Here is a 20,068-nt window from a genome sequence, read left to right as displayed (position 1 = left end):
ATTGGTAGGAAGAACAGGAACTGAACGCCCCAAAACCGCATGAAAAAGCGCCCCTTCGCTCGCAACCTACTCGGCGTACTGGCGTGGGCACCGCTGGCGATGCCGGTGCTGGCCCAAAGCCAGAAAGACGCCCCGCTGCCCGCTACCAACCCAGGTCCCAGTCAGGCCGAGCTAACGGAAGTGGCCACCCCCGACGAAAACCATCAGCTGCTCGCCAGCCTGAGCGGCACCTGGGCGTTTGTGGGCCGGCATACATTGCCTGGCCCGGCGAAAAGAACCTTCGAGTTTAGGGGCACCGTAGTCCGGACAGCCCTGTTGAACGGCCGCTATTTTAGGACGGAAACGACCGGGGCCCCCTTAAAAATGGCGTGGTCTGCGGGCGAGCTGGTGCCCTACAGTGACGTCACCCTGGAAGGCTATGATAAGGTGAAGAAAAAATTTGTGACCGCCAGCTTTAGTAACGAGCTGGATACCGGTATTATCACGACGGAAGGCACCTACGACCCCGCGACCAGGACGATTACGTACGCGGGCGAAACGGTGTCGCATATCCACCGGGATATGCCACTAGGTACGAAATTCACGTTTCAGGACACCGTGCGCATTACCGACCACGACCATTTCGTCTTCACCCGGCACGAGTTCGTGGCCGGGCAAGAGGTGATTACCACCGAGTTGACGTACACCCGCACGAAAAACCAGTAGCTGCAAGGTAGGCGAGTCAGGCTAGGGCTTTCGCCTCTAGTAGGGATGTTCTCAGAAAACGGAAAATACAGCACATTAAGCTATAGCAGTTCGCTCATCACGAGTTAGTTACTGCAAAGCAAAATGACCGGTTTGTGAAGCTTTTACCTGCTGTAACAGGTGGTTTAGCACGGGTGACAAATTAGCATAATATACCAACGATGAGGCCCTTATTGGAGTATTTAATGTTGCTAGTCAATTGATTGCAATCAATGACTTTACTTATCTCATCCGCACTAGAGCACGAACAAAAAACAACGCTGAGACTAGGGAGTCGAATTCCGTCGAGGCGAGGTATTTCAAAAAACGTGGGTATGAACGAGGGAGTAAGGGTTAGTTTAGAGAAAGAGCTTGTAGTTGCTGGAAGTTTAGCAAGTAGCTAAACAGCAATGCGGCGCTTTTTTACTGGTTGCCTGCCGGGGCCGAATTGAAAAAACCCGTCATCTGCGTCAGGCGCCCGTCATCGCCAAAGCGGGCGTAACTCGTGCCGGTCGCCAGCGTGGCCCCGTCCACGCCGCGCATCGTCCACCAGGAGAGCGCTTGGTCGTGATGCACCAGAAACTTATCGTTTTGGAACGTCGCGCCGGGCCGTTGCTGCTGCGACTGTTCAATATGGGCCATGAGCGCGGTCCGGCCCTGGCATTCGGTCGTGGGGTCGGCGTACGTGGCGTCGTCGGCCACGCTACGGGCTAGCAACTGCTCCCGCTCTGCGGCGCTGCTGCCGGCCCAGGCGGCCTGGTAAGCGTTCCAGGTGGCCAGTTGCGCTTCGTTTTGCAAGGGGTTCTTGGGCGAGGGGAAGAAGCCGGTCATGCGCGTGAGCCGCCCGTCGGCCCCGTAGCGGGCGTAACTGGTGCCGGCCAGCTGCTGTCCGTTGGCCTCGAACATGGTCCAATCGGCCAGGCCGTGCCCGTGGTGTGTAGCCAGCCGCTGGTTTTGAAACCAAGTGCCGGGGTAGTCCCGCTGAAACTTATCCAGGTAGGGCATCAGCTCGCCGTAGCCGCTCAGGGGCCGCGTGTCCGGGTCAGTGTAGACGCAGTCGGCGCCCACGCTACTGGTCAGCAGATAATGTCGTTCGCCCGCGCTGATATTGGACCAAGCGGCTTGGTAAATAACCCAAATGGGTAGGTAGGCATCAAATGAAGTAGGGGTGGAAGTTGCCATGGCATATGGGTTAATGAGTAGATGAGCCGGCCGGCTCGGGACAGATATGACCCGGAAAAGCCGCGCAAAACTGGCGGCTGGGACCCGCTACGCTCCTTAAACTAGTTTAAGAAATTAAACCTGCCGGCCGCGCAGCGTGCTCAAGAACTCGGGGGTAATCCCTAGGAAGGAAGCAATATGCTTGAGGGCCACGCGCTGGTGCAGTTGCGGGTAGTGGCGGCAAAAGCGGGCGTAGCGCGCCTCGGCAGAAAGGTGGGCGCGGGCGGTGAGGCGGCGCTGGGCCAGCAGGTAGCCGTTCTGAAACAAGAGCCGAAAGAAGCGTTCAAACTTGGGCACCTGCAGGCAGAGCTCCTCCAATTGGTCGAGGCGCAGCAGCAGCACCTCGGTGTCTTCCAAGGCTTGCAGACTCAGGTAGGCGCGCGGGGCGGACAGGGCGCTGGTAAAGTTGCTGCTCCACCAGCCTTCGGGGGCAAAGGCCAGCACGTGTTCCCGCCCGCGGGCATCCGTGGTGTAGGTGCGCACGCAGCCCCGCACCACGAACGCCAGGTAGCGGACCGGGGGGCCAGCTGGTTGAAGCAGGCCGTGGCGGGCCACGTGCTGCGGCTGGAGCTGGTTTGTAAACGCCTGCTGCTCGGCGGCCGTTAGCGCCACGTAGCGAGCCACGTTGGCTAGAATGGCGGTGTACATAGCTTTCTCGACTAATTTGCTACAAATAGTCAGGTGGGCGAAATGCGCTGCTACCGTAGTTGTTACGTGCGTCGCCGCTCTTAGTGAGCAGTCAGCGCGGCTGGCGTGGCCGCCTGGGCCGCCGCCTGCCGTAGGGCCCGCACAACGGCGCGCCGGGCCAACTCAATCTTGAAGGTATTATGCTCGTAGCCCACCGCGCCGGCCGTGAGTCGGGCCGCTATTTCCGTAAATAATTCCCCGGATGCCGGCTGGCCGGCCAGCAACTGTTCGGCTTTCGGGTCGCGCCAGGGCTTGTGGGCTACGCCGCCCAACGCCAAGCGGGCAGTTTTGATGGTGTTGCCGTCCATCTCCAGTCCCACGGCCACGCTCACCAGGGCAAAGGCGTAGCTGGCCCGGTCGCGCAGCTTAAGGTAGGTGCTGTGCGGCGCAAAGCCGTTGGCGGGCAACTCAAGCGCCGTTATCAGCTCGTCGGGCCCCAGGTTAGTATCCTGCTCGGGCGTGTCGCCGGGCAGGCGAGGAAAGTCTTCGAACTTGATGGTGCGCTCGCCGGCCGGCCCTTGCACGCGCACCACCGCCTCGAGCGCGGCCAGGGCCACGCACATATCCGAGGGGTGAGTCGTGATGCAGCTTTCCGAAGTGCCCAAGATGCCGCAGACGCGGTTGTAGCCGCCCAGGGCGCTGCCAGGTCGTAGAATGCCAGGTCGTAGAAGTAGTAGCAGCGGGTGCGCTGGAGCAGGTTGCCGCCGTTGGTGGCCATGTTGCGCAACTGCGGAGAGGTCCCAGCCAGAATGGCCTGGCTCAGCAGCGGGTATCGGGCCTGCACGGCAGGGTGGTAAGCGGTTTGGGCGTTGGTGGCCAGCGCCCCTAGCCGCAGCCCACCGCTAGGCAGTTCCTCGATGGCGGCCAGCGGCAGTTGGTTGACGCTGATGAGGTGCGGGGGGCGGGCCATGTTTTGCTTCAGCAAATCGACGAGGTTGGTGCCCCCGCCCAGGTAGGCGGCCCCGGGGTGAGCAATCTTCTGCTGCAAGGCCGCCGCCACGGTAGGCGCTTGGGCAAAGGTGAAGCTGTTCATTAGTAGCTAATTAGAGAGTATGAAAAAGGAACCTGGTGGACGAGGGCCAGCCGCTGGCGGAAGGGGTAGAGTGCTTAGCCGTTCGGCCGGCTAGCTGCTTATGCCTAATTCCTTACCCGCTACTTCCAGCACGGCGGCCAGAATGCCTTTGTAGGCCCCGCAGCGGCAGAGGTTGCCGCTCATCAGCTCCCGCACGTCGGCGGCGGTGCGGGCGTGGCCTTCGTGGAGCAGGCCCTGAACCGAGCAGAGCTGCCCCGGCGTGCAGTAGCCGCACTGAAAGGCATCGTGGTCGATAAATGCCTGCTGCAAGGGATGCAGCTGCTGCTCGCTGCCCAGGCCCTCCACGGTCTGGATGGCGTGCCCCTCGTGCAGCACGGCCAGCGACAGGCAGGAGTTGATGCGCACGCCGTCGATGAGCACGGTGCAGGCCCCGCATTGGCCGTGGTCACAGCCTTTTTTGGTGCCCGTCAGGTGCAGGTGCTCGCGCAAGGCGTCGAGCAGCGTGGTCCACGGGGCCAGGGGGAGGGAGTACGCTTGCCCGTTGACGCGCAGCGTGAGGGGTAGGGCGGGGGCCAGCGTGTCCGCCGCAGCCAGCGGATGAGTCACGAGAAGGTACATTTAGAAACTATGGATTGACAAAGCAATAATTTCAGTTGCCTGGCTAAATCAACGAGTTCTGCCTAATTGCCTGGTCCGCCGCGCCTACTGCCAGCCGCGCACGGCGTGGCCGCCGAAGATGCTGCGGTTGACCTCGGGCGTCGCAATCTGGTAGGGATGCACCAGCTCCAGCGTGCTCACTTGGTCGAGGGCGCGCAATTGCTCGGCCGTCAGCTTGATTTCCAGCGCGGCCAGATTGGCGCGCAGCTGCGCTACTTTGCTGGCCCCCAGCAGGATGGAGCTAACGCCCGGCTGGGCCGCCACCCAGGCCAGGGCCACCTGCGGCAGCGGGCGGTCCAGCTGCCCGGCCACGGTGCGCAGCACGTCGAGCACCCGCCAGTTTTGGTCGGTAAACTTGGTGTCGCCCAGCGGTGAGGGGCCGCTGAGCCGCCCCTCACCGCTGCCCTTATCCGCGTCTTGCCGCGCGTATTTACCCGCCAGAAAGCCGCCCGCCAGCGGGCTCCAGGGCACCACGCCCAGGCCCAGGGCGCGGGCGGCGGGCACGTGCTCGCGCTCGATGCTGCGCTCGGTGAGCGAGTACTCCGGCTGCACGGCAATGGGGCCGGGCACGCCGTGGGCCTGGGCCAGCACCGCCACTTGGGTCATAAACCAGGCCGGGACATCGGAGAGGCCGAAGTAGCGGATTTTGCCGGCCCGCACCAGGTCGCCGAAGGTTTGCAGCAGCTCCTCGGCGGGCGTCACCACGTCCCAGGCGTGCAGCCAGTACACGTCCACGTAGTCGGTTTGCAGGCGGCGCAGGCTGCCTTCCAGGGCGCGGTAAATGTTTTTGCGCCCGCTGCCGCCCGCGTTGGGGTTGCCGCGCGAGGCGTTCCAGGTAAACTTGGTAGCCAGCACCACCTGGTCGCGCAGCTGGCGCTGGGCCACGAAGCGGCCCAGCAGCTCCTCGCTGTGCCCGCCGGCGTAGATGTCGGACGTATCTACGAAGTTGCCGCCTGCATCCACGTAGGCGTTGAAGATGGCTTCGCACACGTCATCGGGCGAGCCCCAGCGGGGCGTGCCGAAGGTCATGGTGCCCAGCGCCAATGGGTTGACGATGAGGCCGGAGCGGCCAAGCGTGCGAAAATTGGTAAGGGGCATAAGGGGAAGAATTGAAATTTCAGGAGGGGGTAGGCTATACTTGCGGTAACCCCACTCACTCCCGGGCCTCCTCCCCGAAGGATTCCGCGCAGCAAGCGGCGAGGGGCTGGGGAGGGGGACTACACGTTGAATAACCCACCTTACAACAGCTTATCAGCCGTAATGGGCAGGTCGCGCACCCGGATGCCGGTGGCGTGGTACACGGCATTGGCCAGGGCGGCGGCCGAGCCCACGATGCCGATTTCGCCCACCGGCTTCACGCCTAGGGTCATGTGCGGGTCGGGCAGGTTGAGGAAATGCACGTCGAGCGCTGGCAGGTCGGCCTGCACCGGCACGTGGTACTCGCCCAAGTCCGGGTTCATGAGCCGGCCCGTGCGCTCGTCGTAGGCCGACTCCTCCATCAGGGCCATGCCCAGGCCCATCACGATGCCACCCTGAATCTGGGAGCGCGCCGTTTTTGGGTTCACGATGCGTCCGCAGTCCATGACCGTCACGAAGCGGCGCACCCGCACCTCGCGGGTGTCGGCGTGCACGCCCACCTCGCAAAAGTGCACCCCGTAGGAAGACATTGAGTACTTCGCGCCCTCGGTCGGGGGCGGCGACGAGCCTTCAACCTCGAAAAACGGCTTGTCCTGCCCGGCCAGCAAATCGGCGTAGGCAACCCCGGTAGTTGGGTCGCTGGTCAGGTAGAGGCCGCCGGTGCGCAGCGCCACGGCACCCCGCTCGGCCTTATGCAGCGGCGAATCTTTATCCGCCTGCGCCAGCTTAAACAGCTCGTCGGTCAGCTTATCGGCCGCTGCGCGGATGGCCGCGCCCACGGAGGCCGTAGCCGCCGAGCCGCCCATCGCCCGCCACTGGGGCAGGTCGGTGTCACCCTGCACGTAGTGGGCGCGCTCGAAGGCCACGCCGAAGCGCTCGGCAATGTGCTGGGTTTGGATGGTGGCCGCGCCGACCCCCATTTCTACCGACGAGGTGAAGACCGTCACGTCGCCCGCGGGCGTGAGGCGGGCGCGCACCGTGGCCGGCAGCGGCTGCACGGGGTAGTAGCAGCCGGCCACGCCGGTGCCCACCAGCCACTCGCCCCGCTGGGTGGTGCCGGGGGCGGGGCGCGCGGGGTCCCAGCCGAAAAAGCGGGCGCCCTGGTCGTAGCATTCCAGCAGGTGGCGGCTCGAAAAGGGCGTGTCCTCGGTGGGGTCCCGCACCGGCTCGTTGCGGCGGCGCAGCGCCAGTGGGTCCATCTTCAAGGCATAAGCCAGCTCGTCCATCGCCGATTCGAGGGCGAAGGAGCCGGGCGTTTCGCCGGGGGCCCGCATGAAGGAGTTCTGCACCCGGTCCAGCTCCACCACGCGCTGAAAGGAGTGAATATTAGGCGCGGCGTACTGGTGGCGGGCCATGACCGAAAACTGCTCGGCGTATACGTCCGGGGTGCACATGGAGTAGCCCGAGTGGATAACGGCTGTGAGCTGCCCGTCGGCCGTCGCGCCCAGGGCCACGCGCTGCTCGGTGGTGGTGCGTCCGCCCACCAGGTAGTTGACCGAGGCCCGCGCCAGACTCAGCTGCACGGGCCGGCCCACGAGCCGGGCGGCGGCGGCGGCCAGCGGCGTATTCTGCCACATGGCTACCTTGCCGCCGAAGGCCCCGCCCACGAATTCCGTGATAACCCGCACCTCGCTGGTCTTCAGGTCAAACACTTCCATCAGGGCCTCCTGCACGCCCACGGGGTACTGCGTGGAGTCGTACACCGTCAGCCGGCCCGCCGCGTCCCACTTGGCCGTGGTGGCGTGGGGCTCCATTGCGTTGTGGTTCAGGTAGGGCGTGGTGTACAGGTTATCCACGCGCACGGGGGCTAGCGGCAGGGCGGCCTCGGCATCGCCCTTGGTCACGTCGGCCGGCAGCAGTACCACGTGATCGGGCTTAAACGCCTGGTCCTGGTGGTGGGCCAGCGTCAGGCGCGGGGTCTCCACCTCGTAGCGCACGTGCACTAGGCTGGCTGCGTACTGGGCCAGGGCCAGGGTTTCGGCCACCACCACGGCCACCGGCTGGCCGTTCCAGGTGATGGCGGCCGACTGCATGATGGGCAGCGTGGTGGTGGAGCCGGCCAGCGGGTTGGCCATGCTCACCACGTAGGCGTAAGAAGGGGTTTGCAGGCGCGGGGCATTCAGGTAAGTCATCACCGCCAACACGCCCGGCACGGCCTCGGCCGCCGCCGTGTCGAGGGCCGTAATCTTGCCCTTGGCAATGGGGCTGTGCACCAGCGCGGCGTAAGTCAGCCCGTCTACTGGGAACTCGGCGCTGTAGCGCGCGCTGCCGGTCACCTTCAGGCGGCCATCTACGCGGGGGTAGGGCTGGCTCACGAACTTATCGGCGTGCAGCAGCGGGTCCGGCTGCAGGTCGGGCGTGAGCTTCATGGCCTTGCCCGCCAAGGTGGTAGCGGCGTTGAGCAGGGTGCCGGTTATAGTTGTCATGCGCAGGGGCTGAGCTAAAATGATGGTGGGAGCGGCGGCAGGAGCAGCGAAGCCGGCAAGCAGTGCTTGCTTGGCCACGGGCAGGGGTACAAAGGACATTGCTACGCCTGCGCTTATCCAGCACTATTCAAGCAATTTCTTGACTTATTCAACCAAGTTTGTCGGTTTGGCTAGCTACTTACTTAACCGGCCAACTGGTCAGGCACCCGCTAGTTCTACTGGCTGGTTGCTGGCCAGGTAGCTGCCGCGCAACCAGCGGCTAACTCGCTCCTGGCTTTCCCGTACTGGGTAGCCGTGACCAGTGCTTCCCTAATCCCCGACCGGCTGGACTACGACCAGTTTACAGTGCAGGCCTTCGATACCACCACGATGACGGCCAGCCAGTTGGCGATGCCCTACCGGCAGCGCAGCGCGTATAAAATCAGCCTCTACACGGGGGGCACGGCGCTGGTGCAATACGCGGGGCAGACGCTGACCATCGGCGGCGCTGACCTGCTGTTTTTCAATCCGCTGCTGCCGTATTCGTGCCAACAACAAACCGGCCTCACGGGCTTTTACTGCGAATTCACCAACGCATTTCTGTCCGGCGTTGACCGCTCGGCCTCGCTGCAGGAGTCGCCTTTGTTTCGCCTGGGGGCCAATCCGCGCTTCCACCTAGATCCCGACCAGACTGCCTGGCTAAGCGAGACTTTCCGGCGGATGCTGGCCGATTTAGCCTCGGGCTACCGCCACAAGTACGAGCTGCTGCGTACGCACGTGCAGCAGGTGGTGCACGTGGCCCTGCGGCTGCAATCTAACCAGGACCCGCCCCCGCCACCCGGCCCGGCCACTCGCCTGGCGGCGCGGTTTCTGCAGCTGCTGGAGCGGCAGTTTCCAGTGGCCTCGCCCACGCAGCCCCTGGCGCTGCACAGCGCGCAGGCGTTTGCCGCGCAGCTGGGCGTGCAAGTCAACCATCTGAACCGGGTGGTGCGCGCTGCCACCGGCCGCACAACCAGCGGCCATTTGGCCGAGCGCATCGCCCAGGAAGCGCAGGCGCTGCTACGGCATACCGACTGGCCCATCGCCGATATTGCCCAGGGCCTGGGCTTTGCGGAGGCTACGTATTTCAATCGCTTTTTTCGCAAGCAGACCGGCATATCACCGAAGGCATTTCGACAGCAATGCTAATAAGGCCTTTATTGGATTAAATATTATTGATAATCAATAACTTATATAGTGTTCATAGGAAAGAGAAGCGCTTAAGCCGCGCGCCTTGTGCTGACCGTACTGCGTTAGGGGATAGGCTGTAGCACTACCCGCCGATTGCGGGGGCGTTGTGCGGGCTCCCGGTTGTCAGCCACGGGCTGCGTATCCCCGAACCCTCGGGGCTGCAGGCGACTAGCGGCAATTCCGTGCGCCGTCAGGTACGTGCACACGGCTACGGCTCGTTGGTAGGAGAGGTGCTGGTTTAGCAGCGCGTCTCCCTGGTTATCGGTGTGACCTTGCACCTCCAGGCGCAGGTGGGGGTACTGCCGAAGTACCCCCACCAGGGTATCCAGGCTAGCCGCCACGGCGGGCAGGAGCGTTGCCTGCCCTTGGGGGAAGTATAAGGCGTGCCAGGTAACCGCCACTCCCGAGGCTAGCTGGCGCGCCAGCGTGTCGCGCGCGTTCGCGCGCGGAGCACTAATTAATTGGACTACGTGCGTGCGCTTCACCAGCAGGGGTTCGGAGGGGGTACGCGGCTGAGGCCGGGGCAGTGTCGGGGCTGGTCGCGCGCGGCGTTGGCGCAGGTTTGTCACCAGCTTAGCGGGCGGCCTCGTGCCAGGCCGCGGGCCGACGAGCGGGCGCGGGGCCGGCGACCAGTTGGTAACAAGCGCACGGGCAGGTACTACTTCGCGATAACGGCTACTCAGCAGCTCCGTTGTGAGTCCCCACAGGGTATGCCACGAAGCCGGGGCCTCCGATTGGCGCGGGCGCTCCCAGCTTAGCAGCAGCCGCGTAGTGGCCGAATACTGACAGTAATCCAGCCGCAGGGGGTAGGCATGCCCGGCCTGTAAATCAATGGCTACCTGATACACGCTTAGATACTGGCCCCGCCATTCATTCAGTAGCAGGCGCTGGTCCAGCCAGAGGCGCACGCCATCGTCCACCGTGAGATGCAGGATATACCGGCCCGTTACCGGCGGGACCAGCCAGCCCGTCCAGCGGACGGTAAACGATGTGGCGGGCACCCCCGGCACGGGACTTTGCTCGTGCCAGTCGAAGTCGAGATGAGCATCGCGCTGGGTATGGACCAGGTGCTCAAAATTCAGCCCCTCGTAGTAGTCGCCCCGTAGGCCTGGGCGTAGCCCGGCGGCAGTTTGCGCGCAGCTGAACTGCGGCCCGAGACTGAGCACGCTCAATACTCCTAGTGGCCAAGCCAGCCGTCGCGCGGCGAAGTTGACCCAGTCCACAAGGAAGTAGCTGCCTAGGCGAGAACGTAAGCAGCGTGGCCGCAGATGGGGCCACCCGGATGAGGCAACTGGCAGCAGGGGCATAGAGAAGAAGGTAAAAGGACCGACAAGAGTTGTGGCGTCAACTCCACCTGAGCCACGAGCCACAGCTAGACAGGCACGTCTAAGTAATTGGCGCGGCTGCCCCGGCCGGGCAGCGCGGCCACGGAGCTGGTGTGCCGCTGGCGGCGCAGCAGCTTGCCTATCAAGGCCACGCGCCCACAAAAGCGAGCCGCTACCTGTACTTGTCGGCACCCGGCACAGCACACGCCCGCCCTGCTGCTGTAAAGCCGAAGAATCGGCTCTTAGAGCAACTCCTGCGAAAGCAACGCAAGACCAGCAACATCACTCGCTAATCCGCTCTAGGGCGGGCGCTTCTTACTGCGCTAGCGACTTCCCATCGTAAAAGGCGAGCACCTTTCGGCGGAAGATAAACGTGTACTTGGCTTGCAGCTGGTTGGAGATAGCAAAATTGAGGTTGTTCTTGGTCACGTTAAACTCCGTACCGCTAAGCAGGCCGTTGTTGAAGCGGATTTCGGCGTTGCGCTGCGTAGTGGTGAGGGCAGCCACCTGACGGGTGGCAGCGGCGTACTGCAGCTGGGCGGCGCGGGCGTCGGCGTAGGCTTGCTCAATGCTTTGGCGCAGCGTGAGGCGGGCCTGCTCGGCTTGCAACTGCACCTGCTGGGCGTTGATAAGGGTGCGCTGCACATTGGTGCGCACTTGCAAGCCGTTGAGAATCGGGATGCTGAGGGCGAACTGCACCTGCTGGCCCAGGTTCTGACTGAGCTGGTCCCAGTAGTTCTGGGGCAGCGCGCTGGGCTGGTAGGTAATGACGTTCAGCGGCGTGAGTGCCCCACCGGGCGTGGTAGGGTTTGGCACGTAGAAGGTAAGGCGCTGCGCCGTTGAGTCGCCGCCACTCTGCGGCACCGTACGCGCCGACGAAAAGCCGCTGAAGATGCTCCCGGCCAACAGCAGGCGCGGGTAGTAAGCACCGCGGGCTAGCTTCACGCTGCGGCCGGCGCTGAGCACCCGCAGGTCGGCGGCCTTGATTTCGGGTTGGCGGGTGGCCGCGCCCTGAAACAACTCGCTGGTATTCAGTGCCAGAACGCTTTCTTCGTCGGGGTCGGGTAGGTTGGGCACCTCTAGCTGAAAATTAGGATTGGCAGCTGGGTCCAGATTAAGCAGCTGCAGCAGATTCAGGCGAGCGATGGTGGCCTGGTTTTGGGCATTGACGACGTTCAACTCGTCGGTGGCCAGTTGGCTTTGGCTATCGAGCAGGGTACTTTCCGGAATGCTGCCGGCTTGCAGCAAGAGTTTAGTGCGGGCAATCTGCTCTTGGTCGCGCGTCACGTAAAACTGGTTGGCGCGCACCAGCTCCTGGGCCAGCACCGCCTGCAAGAAAGCCGAGGCTACATTGAGGCTTAGGTCGTTACGTGCCTTCTCTACATCGGCCTGGCTGGCTTGCAGGTCGAGGGCGTTGCGCCGAATGGTATTGCGCAGCTGAAAGCCCTGGAACAGCACCAGCTGCGAGCTGCCCGAGAAGTTGTTCGAGCGCACCGTCTGGAACTGAAACACGAACGTGAGCGGGTTGACGCTGGTACCGTACTGCCAGGCTTGAGTGGCGCTGAGGTTGGCCGTGGGCAGCAGCGCGGCCTTGCTTTGGCGCAGTACCTGAGCATTGCTCTGCACCGTCAGTTGGTTGAGGCGCACCCCAATATTATGCTCCAGGGCGTAGTCGATGGCCCTCTGCAAGCCCCAGGGGCCGGTGGCCGCCGTGCCGGGCGTGGCCAGCGCCGCTGCGGGCGGCGAGGCCGGACGCGCCGGCTGGGGCGCGATTTGAGCCGCCAAGGGCTGAACGGCCAGCAGCATCGTTAGTGCGACCAGCGGAACACCGCCGCGCCGGCCTAGGATACTTGGTGCAGTCACAGCAGAGAAAAGGGCAAGAAAAGGTGGGGTAATCACTTGATTTTCGTTAAAACCAGACCTGTTTGGGGTCGTCACTAGTGTAAAAGCAGAAAATGTCACCAGGCCAATCTATTGAGCGACGCTTCCCGATTAGGGAGGGTGCACGATGAGCGAAGTTGCCTCGCAACAGTGGCCTTGAGAAGGGTGCAGTCAGAGCGTCCAACTAGCTTCCCCTCACTCAGCCCGTAGGCTGAGCACGGGGTCGCGGCGGGCGGCGCGCCAGGCCTGCACGCTCACGGTGAGCCAGGCCACAAGCAGGGCCCCCAGGCCGGCGGCGGCGAAGTACCACCACTGCCACGCCACGCGGTAGGCAAAGCCTTCCAGCCACCGTTCCAGCAGCAGGTAGCTCAGGGGCAGCGCCAGCGCGATGGCCCCAACCACCAGCCAGGTCAGGCTGCCGGTCAACAGCCACACGATGCCCAGCTCACTCGCGCCCAGGGCCTTGCGGATACCAATTTCTTTGCGCCGTCGCTCGGCCGTGAAGGCCGCCAGGCCCAGCAGGCCCAGGGCGGAAATGAGGATGGCCAGCCCAGCGAAGTAGCGGGCGAGTACCGCCACCCGCCGCTCGGCTACGTACTGGGCCTGGTAGTCGGCATCCAGAAATGAGTAGTCGAGCGGAAAGCCGGGGTTGTAGGCGGCGTACAGCTGCCGCAGCCGCGCAAGCGTGGCCTGCTCCGCGCCCGGCTGGAGCTTCACCAGCACCGTATTTATCGAGGGGTCGAGCTGGAGGAGCAGGGGTTTGATTTTTTCGTGCAGGGACTCGAAGTGAAAATCGCGGACCACGCCCACGATGCGGCGCCCGTCGAGCTGTTGGCCCACGGGGTCGGGCATTCCCAGGCCGGCCACCAGGGTTTGGTTGACGAGGATGGCGGCGCTGTCGGCGCGAAACTGCGGCGCGAAGCTGCGGCCGGCTACCAGGTGCAGGCCCATCGTTTCCACCAGGTCATAGTTGATTAGCATTGTTGCCACGGGCAGGCGCTTGCCCCGCCAGCTCATCTCCTCCACGTGGTGCCCCCCCAGGAAACCGCCCAGGACGCTGGACGCCTGCCCGACGCCGGGCAATTTTTTCACCTCGGCCAGAAACGCTGCCTGCTGGCGCGCCGCCTTGCCGCCCGTATCAAAGCGGAGCACGTGGGCCTTATCGTAGCCCAGCGGCTGGCGCTGCACAAACGCCAGCTGCGCGTTGACGACCACCACGGCCACAATGAACAGCACCGAGAGCGTGAATTGCAGCACCACCAGGCCCTGCCGCGTCCACACGTCGCCGGCCCGGGTCGGCAGCTTGCCTTTCAGCACGGCCGCCGGCTGGAAACCCGACAGGTAGAACGCGGGGTAGCTGCCCGCCAGCAGCCCCGTGCCCAGCGCCAGGGCCAGGCTGGCGGCCACCAGCGGCCACTCCCAGCGCAGGGCCAGCGGCTTGCCCGTCAGCGCGCTGAATTGCGGCAGCACGAGCTGCACCAGCCCCACGGCCACGACCAGGGCCAGCAAGGCCATCACCACGGACTCAGTCAGATACTGCCCCACCAGCGCGGCGCGGCTCGCCCCTAAGGCCTTGCGAATGCCCACTTCCTTGACCCGCCGCGAGGCCTTGGCGGTGAACAGGTTCATGAAATTGATGCTGGCAATCACCAGAATGAGGGCGGTAATCAGGGCAAACAGCCGCACGTAGACAATGCGCCCCCCGGTGGCGACGCCATTTTCGTAGGTGCCGTGCAGGTACCCCGCCGCGAATGGCCGCACAAACAGCGTGCGCCCCTGAGCCTGGGCCTGCGCGCTTTTGGTTTTCAGCAAGCCCGCCAGCTTAGCTTGAAACTGCGCGGGGTCGGCCCCCTGCTTCAAGGCCAGGTAGGTGGTGAAGGGGCCGTCGTCGTCCCACTTGATGACCTCGCCCATCTGCATCTGGTCCTTGAAGGCGGCAAAGGGCAGCACGCAGTCAAACTGCTCGGACGAATTACGGGGCACTTCGGCAAACACCCCGGCTACCAGGCAGGTCTGCTTGCGGTCGGCCATTTGCCATTCCACGGCTTTGCCCAGGCTGTTCTGCGGCGAGTGGAAGAGCTTGGTAGCTAGGGCTTGGGAGAGCACAATGCCGTTTTTATCCCGCAGTACCGTGGCGGGGGTACCCACCAGCAGGGGGTAGGAAAACAGCTGGAAGAAGGCCGGGTCCGCGTACTTGGGGACGGCATTGAGGTGCTGGCCGCCCGCCGCCAGCGTGAAGCCGGGGAAGAACGGGACCGGCGTAGTGGTAGCCACGAACTCAAGCTCCGGCATTTCCCGCCGCAGGACCTCGGCCAGCAGCGGGTTGGTGCCGGTTTGGGTCTCGATGCCGGCGGCCGTGCGGCGATTTTCCAGCACCTGGTAGAGCCGGCCGTCCAGGGCGTGGTAGCGGTCGAAGCTGCGCTCGTCGCTACTCCACAAGTAGATGAGCAGCGCGCAGGCCAGGCCGGTCGAGAGGCCAAGCAGGTTGATGAAAAACGTGCTTTTGAACCGCTTAAAGTTGCGGTAGAGGAGCAGCAGGGGGTAGGGAAGCATGGCCGAAAGAGGAGGAGTCGGTTAGAATTGGCTGCGGCTGTGTTCCAGCACCACCTGCCCGTCGAGCAGGCGGATGACACGCCGGGCATACCGCGCGTCGTGCTCGGAGTGCGTGACCATGAGCACGGTGGTGCCCGCCTCGTTCAATTCGGTCAGCAGGCCCAGCACGTCGTGGCCGCTGGCCGAGTCGAGGTTGCCGGTGGGCTCGTCGGCCAGCAGCAGCGGCGGGGCATTGACCACGGCGCGGGCCACGGCCACGCGCTGCTGCTGCCCGCCCGAGAGCTGCAGCGGAAAGTGGTTGCGCCGGTGCAGCAGCTGCATTTTCTCCAGCACCTGCTCTACCCGCTGCCGCCGCTCGGCGGCCCCCACGCCGAGGTAGCGCAGGGGCAGCTCTACGTTCTCAAACACCGTCAGCTCGTCAATCAGGTTGAAGCTCTGAAACACGAAGCCCAGGCTGCGCTTGCGCAGCTCGGCCCGCTGGCGCTCGGAGTAGCGGCTGGTTTCGGTGCCCAGCAGTTGCAGGCTGCCGCCGTCGGGCTCGTCGAGCAGCCCTAGCAGGTTGAGCAGCGTCGATTTGCCGCAGCCCGAGGGGCCCATGATGGCTACAAACTCCCCCTGCTCCACCGTCAGCGAGACGTGGTTGAGCGCCTTGGTTTGCACCTCTTCGGTGCGGTACACCTTTTCCAGGTTTTCGGTCTTAATCATGAGATTTACTTAATTTCTGGTAGTTGTTATGTTCTAACTGGTCTCGTGAGGCGACCCGTCAGGGGGCATCAGGTTGGCGGTTGTCTAGCACCAGTTCTTGTTGGTCAGCGTAGCCTTCGTAACTGGACGTCACGACCCGGTCGCCGGGCTGCAGGCCCGCCAGCACCTCGTAGTAGTCGGGGTTCTGCCGCCCTAGCCGGATGGCTACCCGCTGGGCCCGGGTGCCGTCGGCCGTTAGCTTGAACGCCCAATTGCCCACGGTTTGCTGGTAAAAGCCACCTTTGGGCAGCAGCACCGCCGGGGCCTTCGCACTCAGCGCCAGCCGGATGGGCAAGGTCTGGCCCCGCCGCAGGCCCGGTGGCGGGGTACCGGTAAAGGCCAGGTCGATTTGCAGGCCTTTGGTTACTTGGGCGTAGATTTTGGTCACGCGCAGGGCATACGCCTGGCCATCCACCACCACTTCGCCCACCTGGCCGGCCGCGATGCGGGCAATGTAAAACTCGTCCACCGCGGCGTGTAGTTTCACGCCCGCCAGCGCATCAATCTGCCCCAGGCGCTGGCCCCGGGTTTTGGCCTCGCCCACTTCCGCCGCCAGCGAGCTGAGGCGCCCACCGATTGGGGCCCGCAGCAATAGGTCGTCCAGCTGGCGCCGCATCAGGGCTAGGTTGCTGGTCATGCGCTGCACCGATTCCTGCATGGTGCCCAGCTGCTGCTGCATGGCTATTGAGTCCTGGCGCAGGGTCTGCTGCGTGAGCTGCCGCCGGCGCAGTTGGTAGCGGTAGGCGTTTTGGCTTTGCAGGTAGTCCTGCCGCGCAATCACCTTCTGGTCGTAGAGCACTTTGTTGGTGTTGAACACCCGCCGGGCCTCGGCCAGCTGGAAGTCGATGTCCGCCAACTGGTTTTGGCGCAGGATGCGGTTTTGCAGCAGCTGGGTGCGGGTGTTGCGCAGGTTGTTCATCAGCTCGTACACGGCCGTTTCGCGGTTCACCATTTCCAGTTGCAGGTCGGGGTTGGCCAGCCGGAGCAGGGGCTGGCCCGCCGTGAGGGTCGTGCCTTCTTCCACCAGCACTTGCTGCACCGTACCGGCCTCCGCCGCGTCCAGGTACACGGTGCGCAGCGGCTGCACGACCCCGTCGATGGCCGTAAACTCCTGAAAATTGCCCCGCGTAACGGGGCTGATGGTCAGCCGGCTGGCCGCGACGTGCAGCTGCTGGCCCGGCCTAGGCCAGTAAAGGCCGGCCGCGCCCGTGCCCGCCAGCACCAGGACCCCCAGCCACCACCAGCGGGCAACAAACGACCATTTCTTTTTCGGTATCAGAATATCCATTTGGTTCAGCGCAGGCACTAGCCGCAAAAAGCTATGGACCAGAGATGCCAAGAACGGTGCCTTTATTGCAACGCATTGCTAATCAATAGCCTGCGCCTAAACCTTGTTTATTAGCCGCCATTAAGCGTCCGGTTCTGATATAGTTGACCGTTCGGTTCTGATACAGTCCGAAGCTGTTGCTGGGTCGTGAATAGCCTAGTAAACTGAAAATTAGTATTTTCCAAGGCCAGCACGGTTTATGTGGCCTGCATGGGGCGGGTACTTGCCAGCCCCGACTTTTACGTTTTACCTAGCCGCTTTTTCATGAATCTTAAACACGCCCGCATCCTGGTGGTAGACGACGAGCCCGACGTGCTATTCGCGCTCAAGCTGCTGCTGAAAACCGAGGTGCGGGAAGTGGTGATGGAGCGCAACCCGGAGCTGCTGCTCTCTCTACTCCGCCAGCAACATTTCGACGCCGTGCTGCTCGACATGAACTACCGCAGTGGCCAGGCGACGGGTAACGAGGGCTTCTACTGGCTAAGCCGCATCTTGGAACACGCTCCCACCACGGCCGTTATCCTGATTACGGCCTACGGCGACGTGCGCTCGGCCGTGCGCGCCCTCAAAGCCGGGGCTACCGACTTCCTGCTCAAGCCCTGGCACAACGACCAGCTGCTGCAAACGCTGGCCGCCGCCCTCCAACCCAAGCCCGGCAGCAAAAGCGAGGGCAGCCCGAAAAAACCAGCCGGGCTGGCTGCGGCTACCATGCTCCTGGGCGAGTCAGCCGCCATGGAGGAAGTGCGCGCCATCATTGAAAAGGTCGCCCCGACCGAAGCCAACGTGCTGCTGCTCGGCGAGAACGGTACGGGCAAGGAACTGGTCGCCAAGTCCCTGCACGAGCAGTCGCGCCGTGCTGCCCGGCCCTTCGTAGCTGCCGACGTGGCTGCGCTCAGCGAGGGGTTGTTTGAAAGCGAGCTGTTCGGGCACACCAAGGGCGCGTTCACGGATGCCCAGAACAGCCGCGTGGGCCGGTTTGAGGCGGCCAGCGGCGGCACCTTGTTTCTGGATGAGATTGGCAACATTGCCCTGCCGCAGCAAGCCAAGCTGCTTACGGCCCTGCAAAACCGCCAAGTGGTGCCCGTGGGGAGCAATACCCCCGTCCCGGTGGATATCCGGCTCTTGTCGGCCACCAATGCCCCGTTACACGCCCTGGTGGCGCGCGGGGCTTTCCGCCAGGACTTGATGTACCGCCTCAATACGGTCGAAATTACCCTACCCCCTCTGCGCGAACGGGCCGACGACGTGCCTCTGCTGGCCCAGCACTTCGCGCAGGTGTACGCCGCCTGCAACCGGCAACCCGTGCCGGAATTCAGTGCCGCTGCCCTGCGCAAGCTTCGGGAGCACCCCTGGCCCGGCAACGTGCGGGAACTGCAACACGCCGTGGAGCGGGCCGTTATCCTAGGGGCCGGCCCCGTATTGCACCCGGCCGATTCCCCGTTTCGGAACTCCGAATCGGCCGCTGCTTCTGCGACGGCAGCGCCCGCTATAGCTAGCGCGGAGAATCCGCTCCAACTGCTAGAAGTGGAAAAAAATACCATTCAGCAGGCCATTGCGCGCCACCAAGGCAACCTCACCAAAGCAGCTAAGGAATTGGGTCTTACCCGCACCGCCCTCTACCGCCGGCTCGACAAGCATGATATTTAATAGCCTAGACGTGCGCCTGCTGGGACGGTTGGTACTGCTGGTGGCCACGCTGGCCGGGGGCGGGTACGCCGCGCAGCACCACGCCTATGGGCTAGCCCTGGGAGCCCTGGTGCTACTGTTAGTACTAATTCTGGACCTGGCCCGCTACCTGACGCGCGGCCACAAGGCGCTGGCCGACTTCACTCTGGCCGTCAAGTACCGGGATTTTTCGCGGCAGTACCCGGCGCAGGCCGTCCCGGCGTCGCAGCGGCCCTTGCACGAGGCCTTCAACCAGGTGAACGCCACGTTTCGGGAGCTGCGAGCCGAGCGGGAAGGGCAGTTTCAGTATCTGCAAACCATTCTGACGCTGCTCGATACGGGCATCGTGTCCTACGACGTGGCGGGCACCGTAGCCTGGGTGAACGAGGCGTTCAAGCAGACGCTACAGCTACCGTACCTGAAAAACATCCGGGCGCTGCAAGCCCGCCAGCCGGTCCTCTATGAGGCTATCTGCCGGGCGGTGCCTGGCCAGCCCGTAGTGGTAAAGCTAACGGTAGGTCCCCAAACGGTGCAGCTGCTCGTGTCGGCCACGCAGTTTAAGCTACGCGGCGAGACGTTTACCCTCCTCGCCTGCAAGAACGTGAGCCAGACCCTGGCCGACACCGAAACGGCCGCCTGGCAGCAACTGCTGCGGGTGATGACGCACGAAATCATGAACTCAGTTGCCCCCATTGCCTCGCTGGCTGATTCGCTGGGCCGCCACGTGCAGCGCGCCCGGCAACAGGAAGTTCCCGGTGAGTTGCTCGACGACGTGGGCACCGGCATTCACATCATCCAGCAGCGCAGCGAAGGGCTGCTGCGCTTCACCCAGGTATACCGGGACTTTAGCACCCTGGCCACGCCGCAGCGCACGACTCTCCATGTGCTGGAATTGCTCCAGGCCACCCGACAGCTACTAGCGGAGCAACTGGCCGCGCAAGGCATTACGGTTACCTTCAGCGTTCGGCCCGCGCACCTCACCCTGCACGCCGATGGCCACTTGCTGGAACAAGTGCTTATCAATCTAGTACTCAATGCGGCGCAGGCACTCGCTCAAATTTCCGACCCCCACCTTAGCCTGTTAGCCTGGTCCGATGAGCAGGAGCGGGTGATTATCGAGGTAAAAGACAACGGGAGCGGTATTCCTGCCGACGTGCTAGACAACATCTTTATTCCTTTTTTCACCACCCGCCCCAACGGCTCCGGCATTGGATTGAGCCTAGCCAAGCAAATTATGCAGCTGCACCAGGGCAGCATTCAGGTTCATTCCGTGGAGGGAGCAGGTAGTGCGTTTCAACTGTGGTTTCCCCCTCGATTGCTTGCCAGGGGCCAGACCGAAAATGAGATAGTCGGTCTTCCTATTAATCAGGTGTCAGGAAAACGGGAATGAGTAACGAGGCCCTTATTGGAGTATTTTGACAAGGGCATTTCCAGCGCGTAAAGGCACTTTTTTCGGGCGTATTTCACTGACCCTTATTGG

14 protein-coding genes and 1 pseudogene are annotated in these 20,068 nt (G+C 63.5%); 4 read left to right on the top strand and 11 right to left on the bottom strand.

Going from position 1 to position 20,068, the window contains the following annotated elements:
• Nucleotides 1-39 precede the first annotated feature (39 nt).
• Nucleotides 40-705: a DUF1579 family protein gene (locus HHL22_RS22545; RefSeq protein WP_169533689.1), complete on the top strand. Its 666-nt coding sequence runs from the start codon at nucleotides 40-42 to the stop codon at nucleotides 703-705.
• Nucleotides 706-1,146: 441 nt separating this feature from the next.
• Here HHL22_RS22545 and HHL22_RS23790 read toward each other — a convergent pair whose 3' ends face one another.
• From HHL22_RS23790 to HHL22_RS22515, 6 genes and pseudogenes are all read right to left on the bottom strand, one after another.
• A complete protein-coding gene (locus tag HHL22_RS23790) occupies nucleotides 1,147-1,905 on the bottom strand; it encodes a nuclear transport factor 2 family protein (RefSeq protein ID WP_206680762.1) in 759 nt (252 codons plus the stop codon).
• Between the two features lie 114 nt (nucleotides 1,906-2,019).
• Nucleotides 2,020-2,592, bottom strand: a complete 573-nt coding sequence (locus HHL22_RS22535; protein WP_169533688.1) for a Crp/Fnr family transcriptional regulator — start codon at nucleotides 2,590-2,592, stop codon at nucleotides 2,020-2,022.
• 80 nt (nucleotides 2,593-2,672) lie between these two features.
• Nucleotides 2,673-3,664: pseudogene (locus tag HHL22_RS22530) on the bottom strand (FAD binding domain-containing protein).
• Between the two features lie 90 nt (nucleotides 3,665-3,754).
• Nucleotides 3,755-4,282 carry a (2Fe-2S)-binding protein gene (locus HHL22_RS22525; RefSeq protein ID WP_169533687.1) on the bottom strand — a complete coding sequence of 176 codons (528 nt, stop codon included), beginning with the start codon at nucleotides 4,280-4,282 and terminating at the stop codon, nucleotides 3,755-3,757.
• Between the two features lie 84 nt (nucleotides 4,283-4,366).
• A complete protein-coding gene (locus HHL22_RS22520; protein ID WP_169533686.1) occupies nucleotides 4,367-5,419 on the bottom strand; it encodes an aldo/keto reductase in 1,053 nt (350 codons plus the stop codon).
• 140 nt (nucleotides 5,420-5,559) lie between these two features.
• Nucleotides 5,560-7,962, bottom strand: coding sequence for a xanthine dehydrogenase family protein molybdopterin-binding subunit (locus HHL22_RS22515; RefSeq protein ID WP_206680761.1), 2,403 nt, complete (start codon nucleotides 7,960-7,962; stop codon nucleotides 5,560-5,562).
• A 216-nt stretch (nucleotides 7,963-8,178) separates the two neighbouring features.
• Between HHL22_RS22515 and HHL22_RS22510 the strand changes: the two genes are divergently transcribed.
• A complete protein-coding gene (locus tag HHL22_RS22510; RefSeq protein ID WP_169533685.1) occupies nucleotides 8,179-9,051 on the top strand; it encodes a helix-turn-helix domain-containing protein in 873 nt (290 codons plus the stop codon).
• Nucleotides 9,052-9,155: 104 nt separating this feature from the next.
• Here the strand turns inward: HHL22_RS22510 and HHL22_RS22505 are convergent, their stop codons facing one another.
• The 5 genes from HHL22_RS22505 to HHL22_RS22485 all read right to left on the bottom strand — a co-directional run bounded on the left by HHL22_RS22505 (nucleotide 9,156) and on the right by HHL22_RS22485 (nucleotide 16,884).
• Entirely contained in the window at nucleotides 9,156-10,259 is a 1,104-nt protein-coding gene (locus HHL22_RS22505; RefSeq protein WP_317172734.1) for a PA14 domain-containing protein, read from the bottom strand.
• Nucleotides 10,260-10,733: 474 nt separating this feature from the next.
• The gene (locus tag HHL22_RS22500) at nucleotides 10,734-12,281 is read right to left on the bottom strand and encodes a TolC family protein (RefSeq protein ID WP_169533683.1); all 1,548 of its coding nucleotides are present in this window, start codon (nucleotides 12,279-12,281) and stop codon (nucleotides 10,734-10,736) included.
• 213 nt (nucleotides 12,282-12,494) lie between these two features.
• Nucleotides 12,495-14,852, bottom strand: a complete 2,358-nt coding sequence (locus HHL22_RS22495) for an FtsX-like permease family protein (protein WP_169533682.1) — start codon at nucleotides 14,850-14,852, stop codon at nucleotides 12,495-12,497.
• A 21-nt stretch (nucleotides 14,853-14,873) separates the two neighbouring features.
• Complete coding sequence (locus HHL22_RS22490) at nucleotides 14,874-15,557, bottom strand: ABC transporter ATP-binding protein (RefSeq protein ID WP_169533681.1); 684 nt, start codon at nucleotides 15,555-15,557, stop codon at nucleotides 14,874-14,876.
• Nucleotides 15,558-15,615: 58 nt separating this feature from the next.
• Complete coding sequence (locus HHL22_RS22485; protein ID WP_169533680.1) at nucleotides 15,616-16,884, bottom strand: efflux RND transporter periplasmic adaptor subunit; 1,269 nt, start codon at nucleotides 16,882-16,884, stop codon at nucleotides 15,616-15,618.
• A gap of 303 nt (nucleotides 16,885-17,187) precedes the next feature.
• Between HHL22_RS22485 and HHL22_RS22480 the strand changes: the two genes are divergently transcribed.
• Nucleotides 17,188-18,570 (top strand): sigma-54-dependent transcriptional regulator, encoded by a 1,383-nt coding sequence (locus tag HHL22_RS22480; protein WP_169533679.1) that lies wholly within the window; start codon nucleotides 17,188-17,190, stop codon nucleotides 18,568-18,570.
• Entirely contained in the window at nucleotides 18,560-19,978 is a 1,419-nt protein-coding gene (locus tag HHL22_RS22475) for a sensor histidine kinase (RefSeq protein ID WP_169533678.1), read from the top strand. Before HHL22_RS22480 ends, HHL22_RS22475 begins: the two co-directional genes overlap by 11 nt.
• Nucleotides 19,979-20,068 lie beyond the last annotated feature (90 nt).

Source organism: Hymenobacter polaris, from assembly GCF_012927305.1.
In the GTDB taxonomy this organism is placed as follows: domain Bacteria; phylum Bacteroidota; class Bacteroidia; order Cytophagales; family Hymenobacteraceae; genus Hymenobacter; species Hymenobacter polaris.
Note: the sequence above shows the minus strand (reverse complement) of the source record. Positions and strands in the feature narration are given on the sequence as shown.

Excerpts from the sequence above, each read along its gene's own strand:
- HHL22_RS22525 (WP_169533687.1), bottom strand. The coding sequence starts at position 4,282 with ATGTACCTTCTCGTGACTCATCCGCTGGCTGCGGCGGACACGCTGGCC.
- HHL22_RS22490 (WP_169533681.1), bottom strand. The coding sequence starts at position 15,557 with ATGATTAAGACCGAAAACCTGGAAAAGGTGTACCGCACCGAAGAGGTG.
- HHL22_RS22535 (WP_169533688.1), bottom strand. The coding sequence starts at position 2,592 with ATGTACACCGCCATTCTAGCCAACGTGGCTCGCTACGTGGCGCTAACG.
- HHL22_RS22475 (WP_169533678.1), top strand. The coding sequence starts at position 18,560 with ATGATATTTAATAGCCTAGACGTGCGCCTGCTGGGACGGTTGGTACTG.
- HHL22_RS22480 (WP_169533679.1), top strand. The coding sequence starts at position 17,188 with ATGAATCTTAAACACGCCCGCATCCTGGTGGTAGACGACGAGCCCGAC.
- HHL22_RS22495 (WP_169533682.1), bottom strand. The coding sequence starts at position 14,852 with ATGCTTCCCTACCCCCTGCTGCTCCTCTACCGCAACTTTAAGCGGTTC.
- HHL22_RS22485 (WP_169533680.1), bottom strand. The coding sequence starts at position 16,884 with ATGGATATTCTGATACCGAAAAAGAAATGGTCGTTTGTTGCCCGCTGG.
- HHL22_RS23790 (WP_206680762.1), bottom strand. The coding sequence starts at position 1,905 with ATGGCAACTTCCACCCCTACTTCATTTGATGCCTACCTACCCATTTGG.
- HHL22_RS22545 (WP_169533689.1), top strand. The coding sequence starts at position 40 with ATGAAAAAGCGCCCCTTCGCTCGCAACCTACTCGGCGTACTGGCGTGG.
- HHL22_RS22520 (WP_169533686.1), bottom strand. The coding sequence starts at position 5,419 with ATGCCCCTTACCAATTTTCGCACGCTTGGCCGCTCCGGCCTCATCGTC.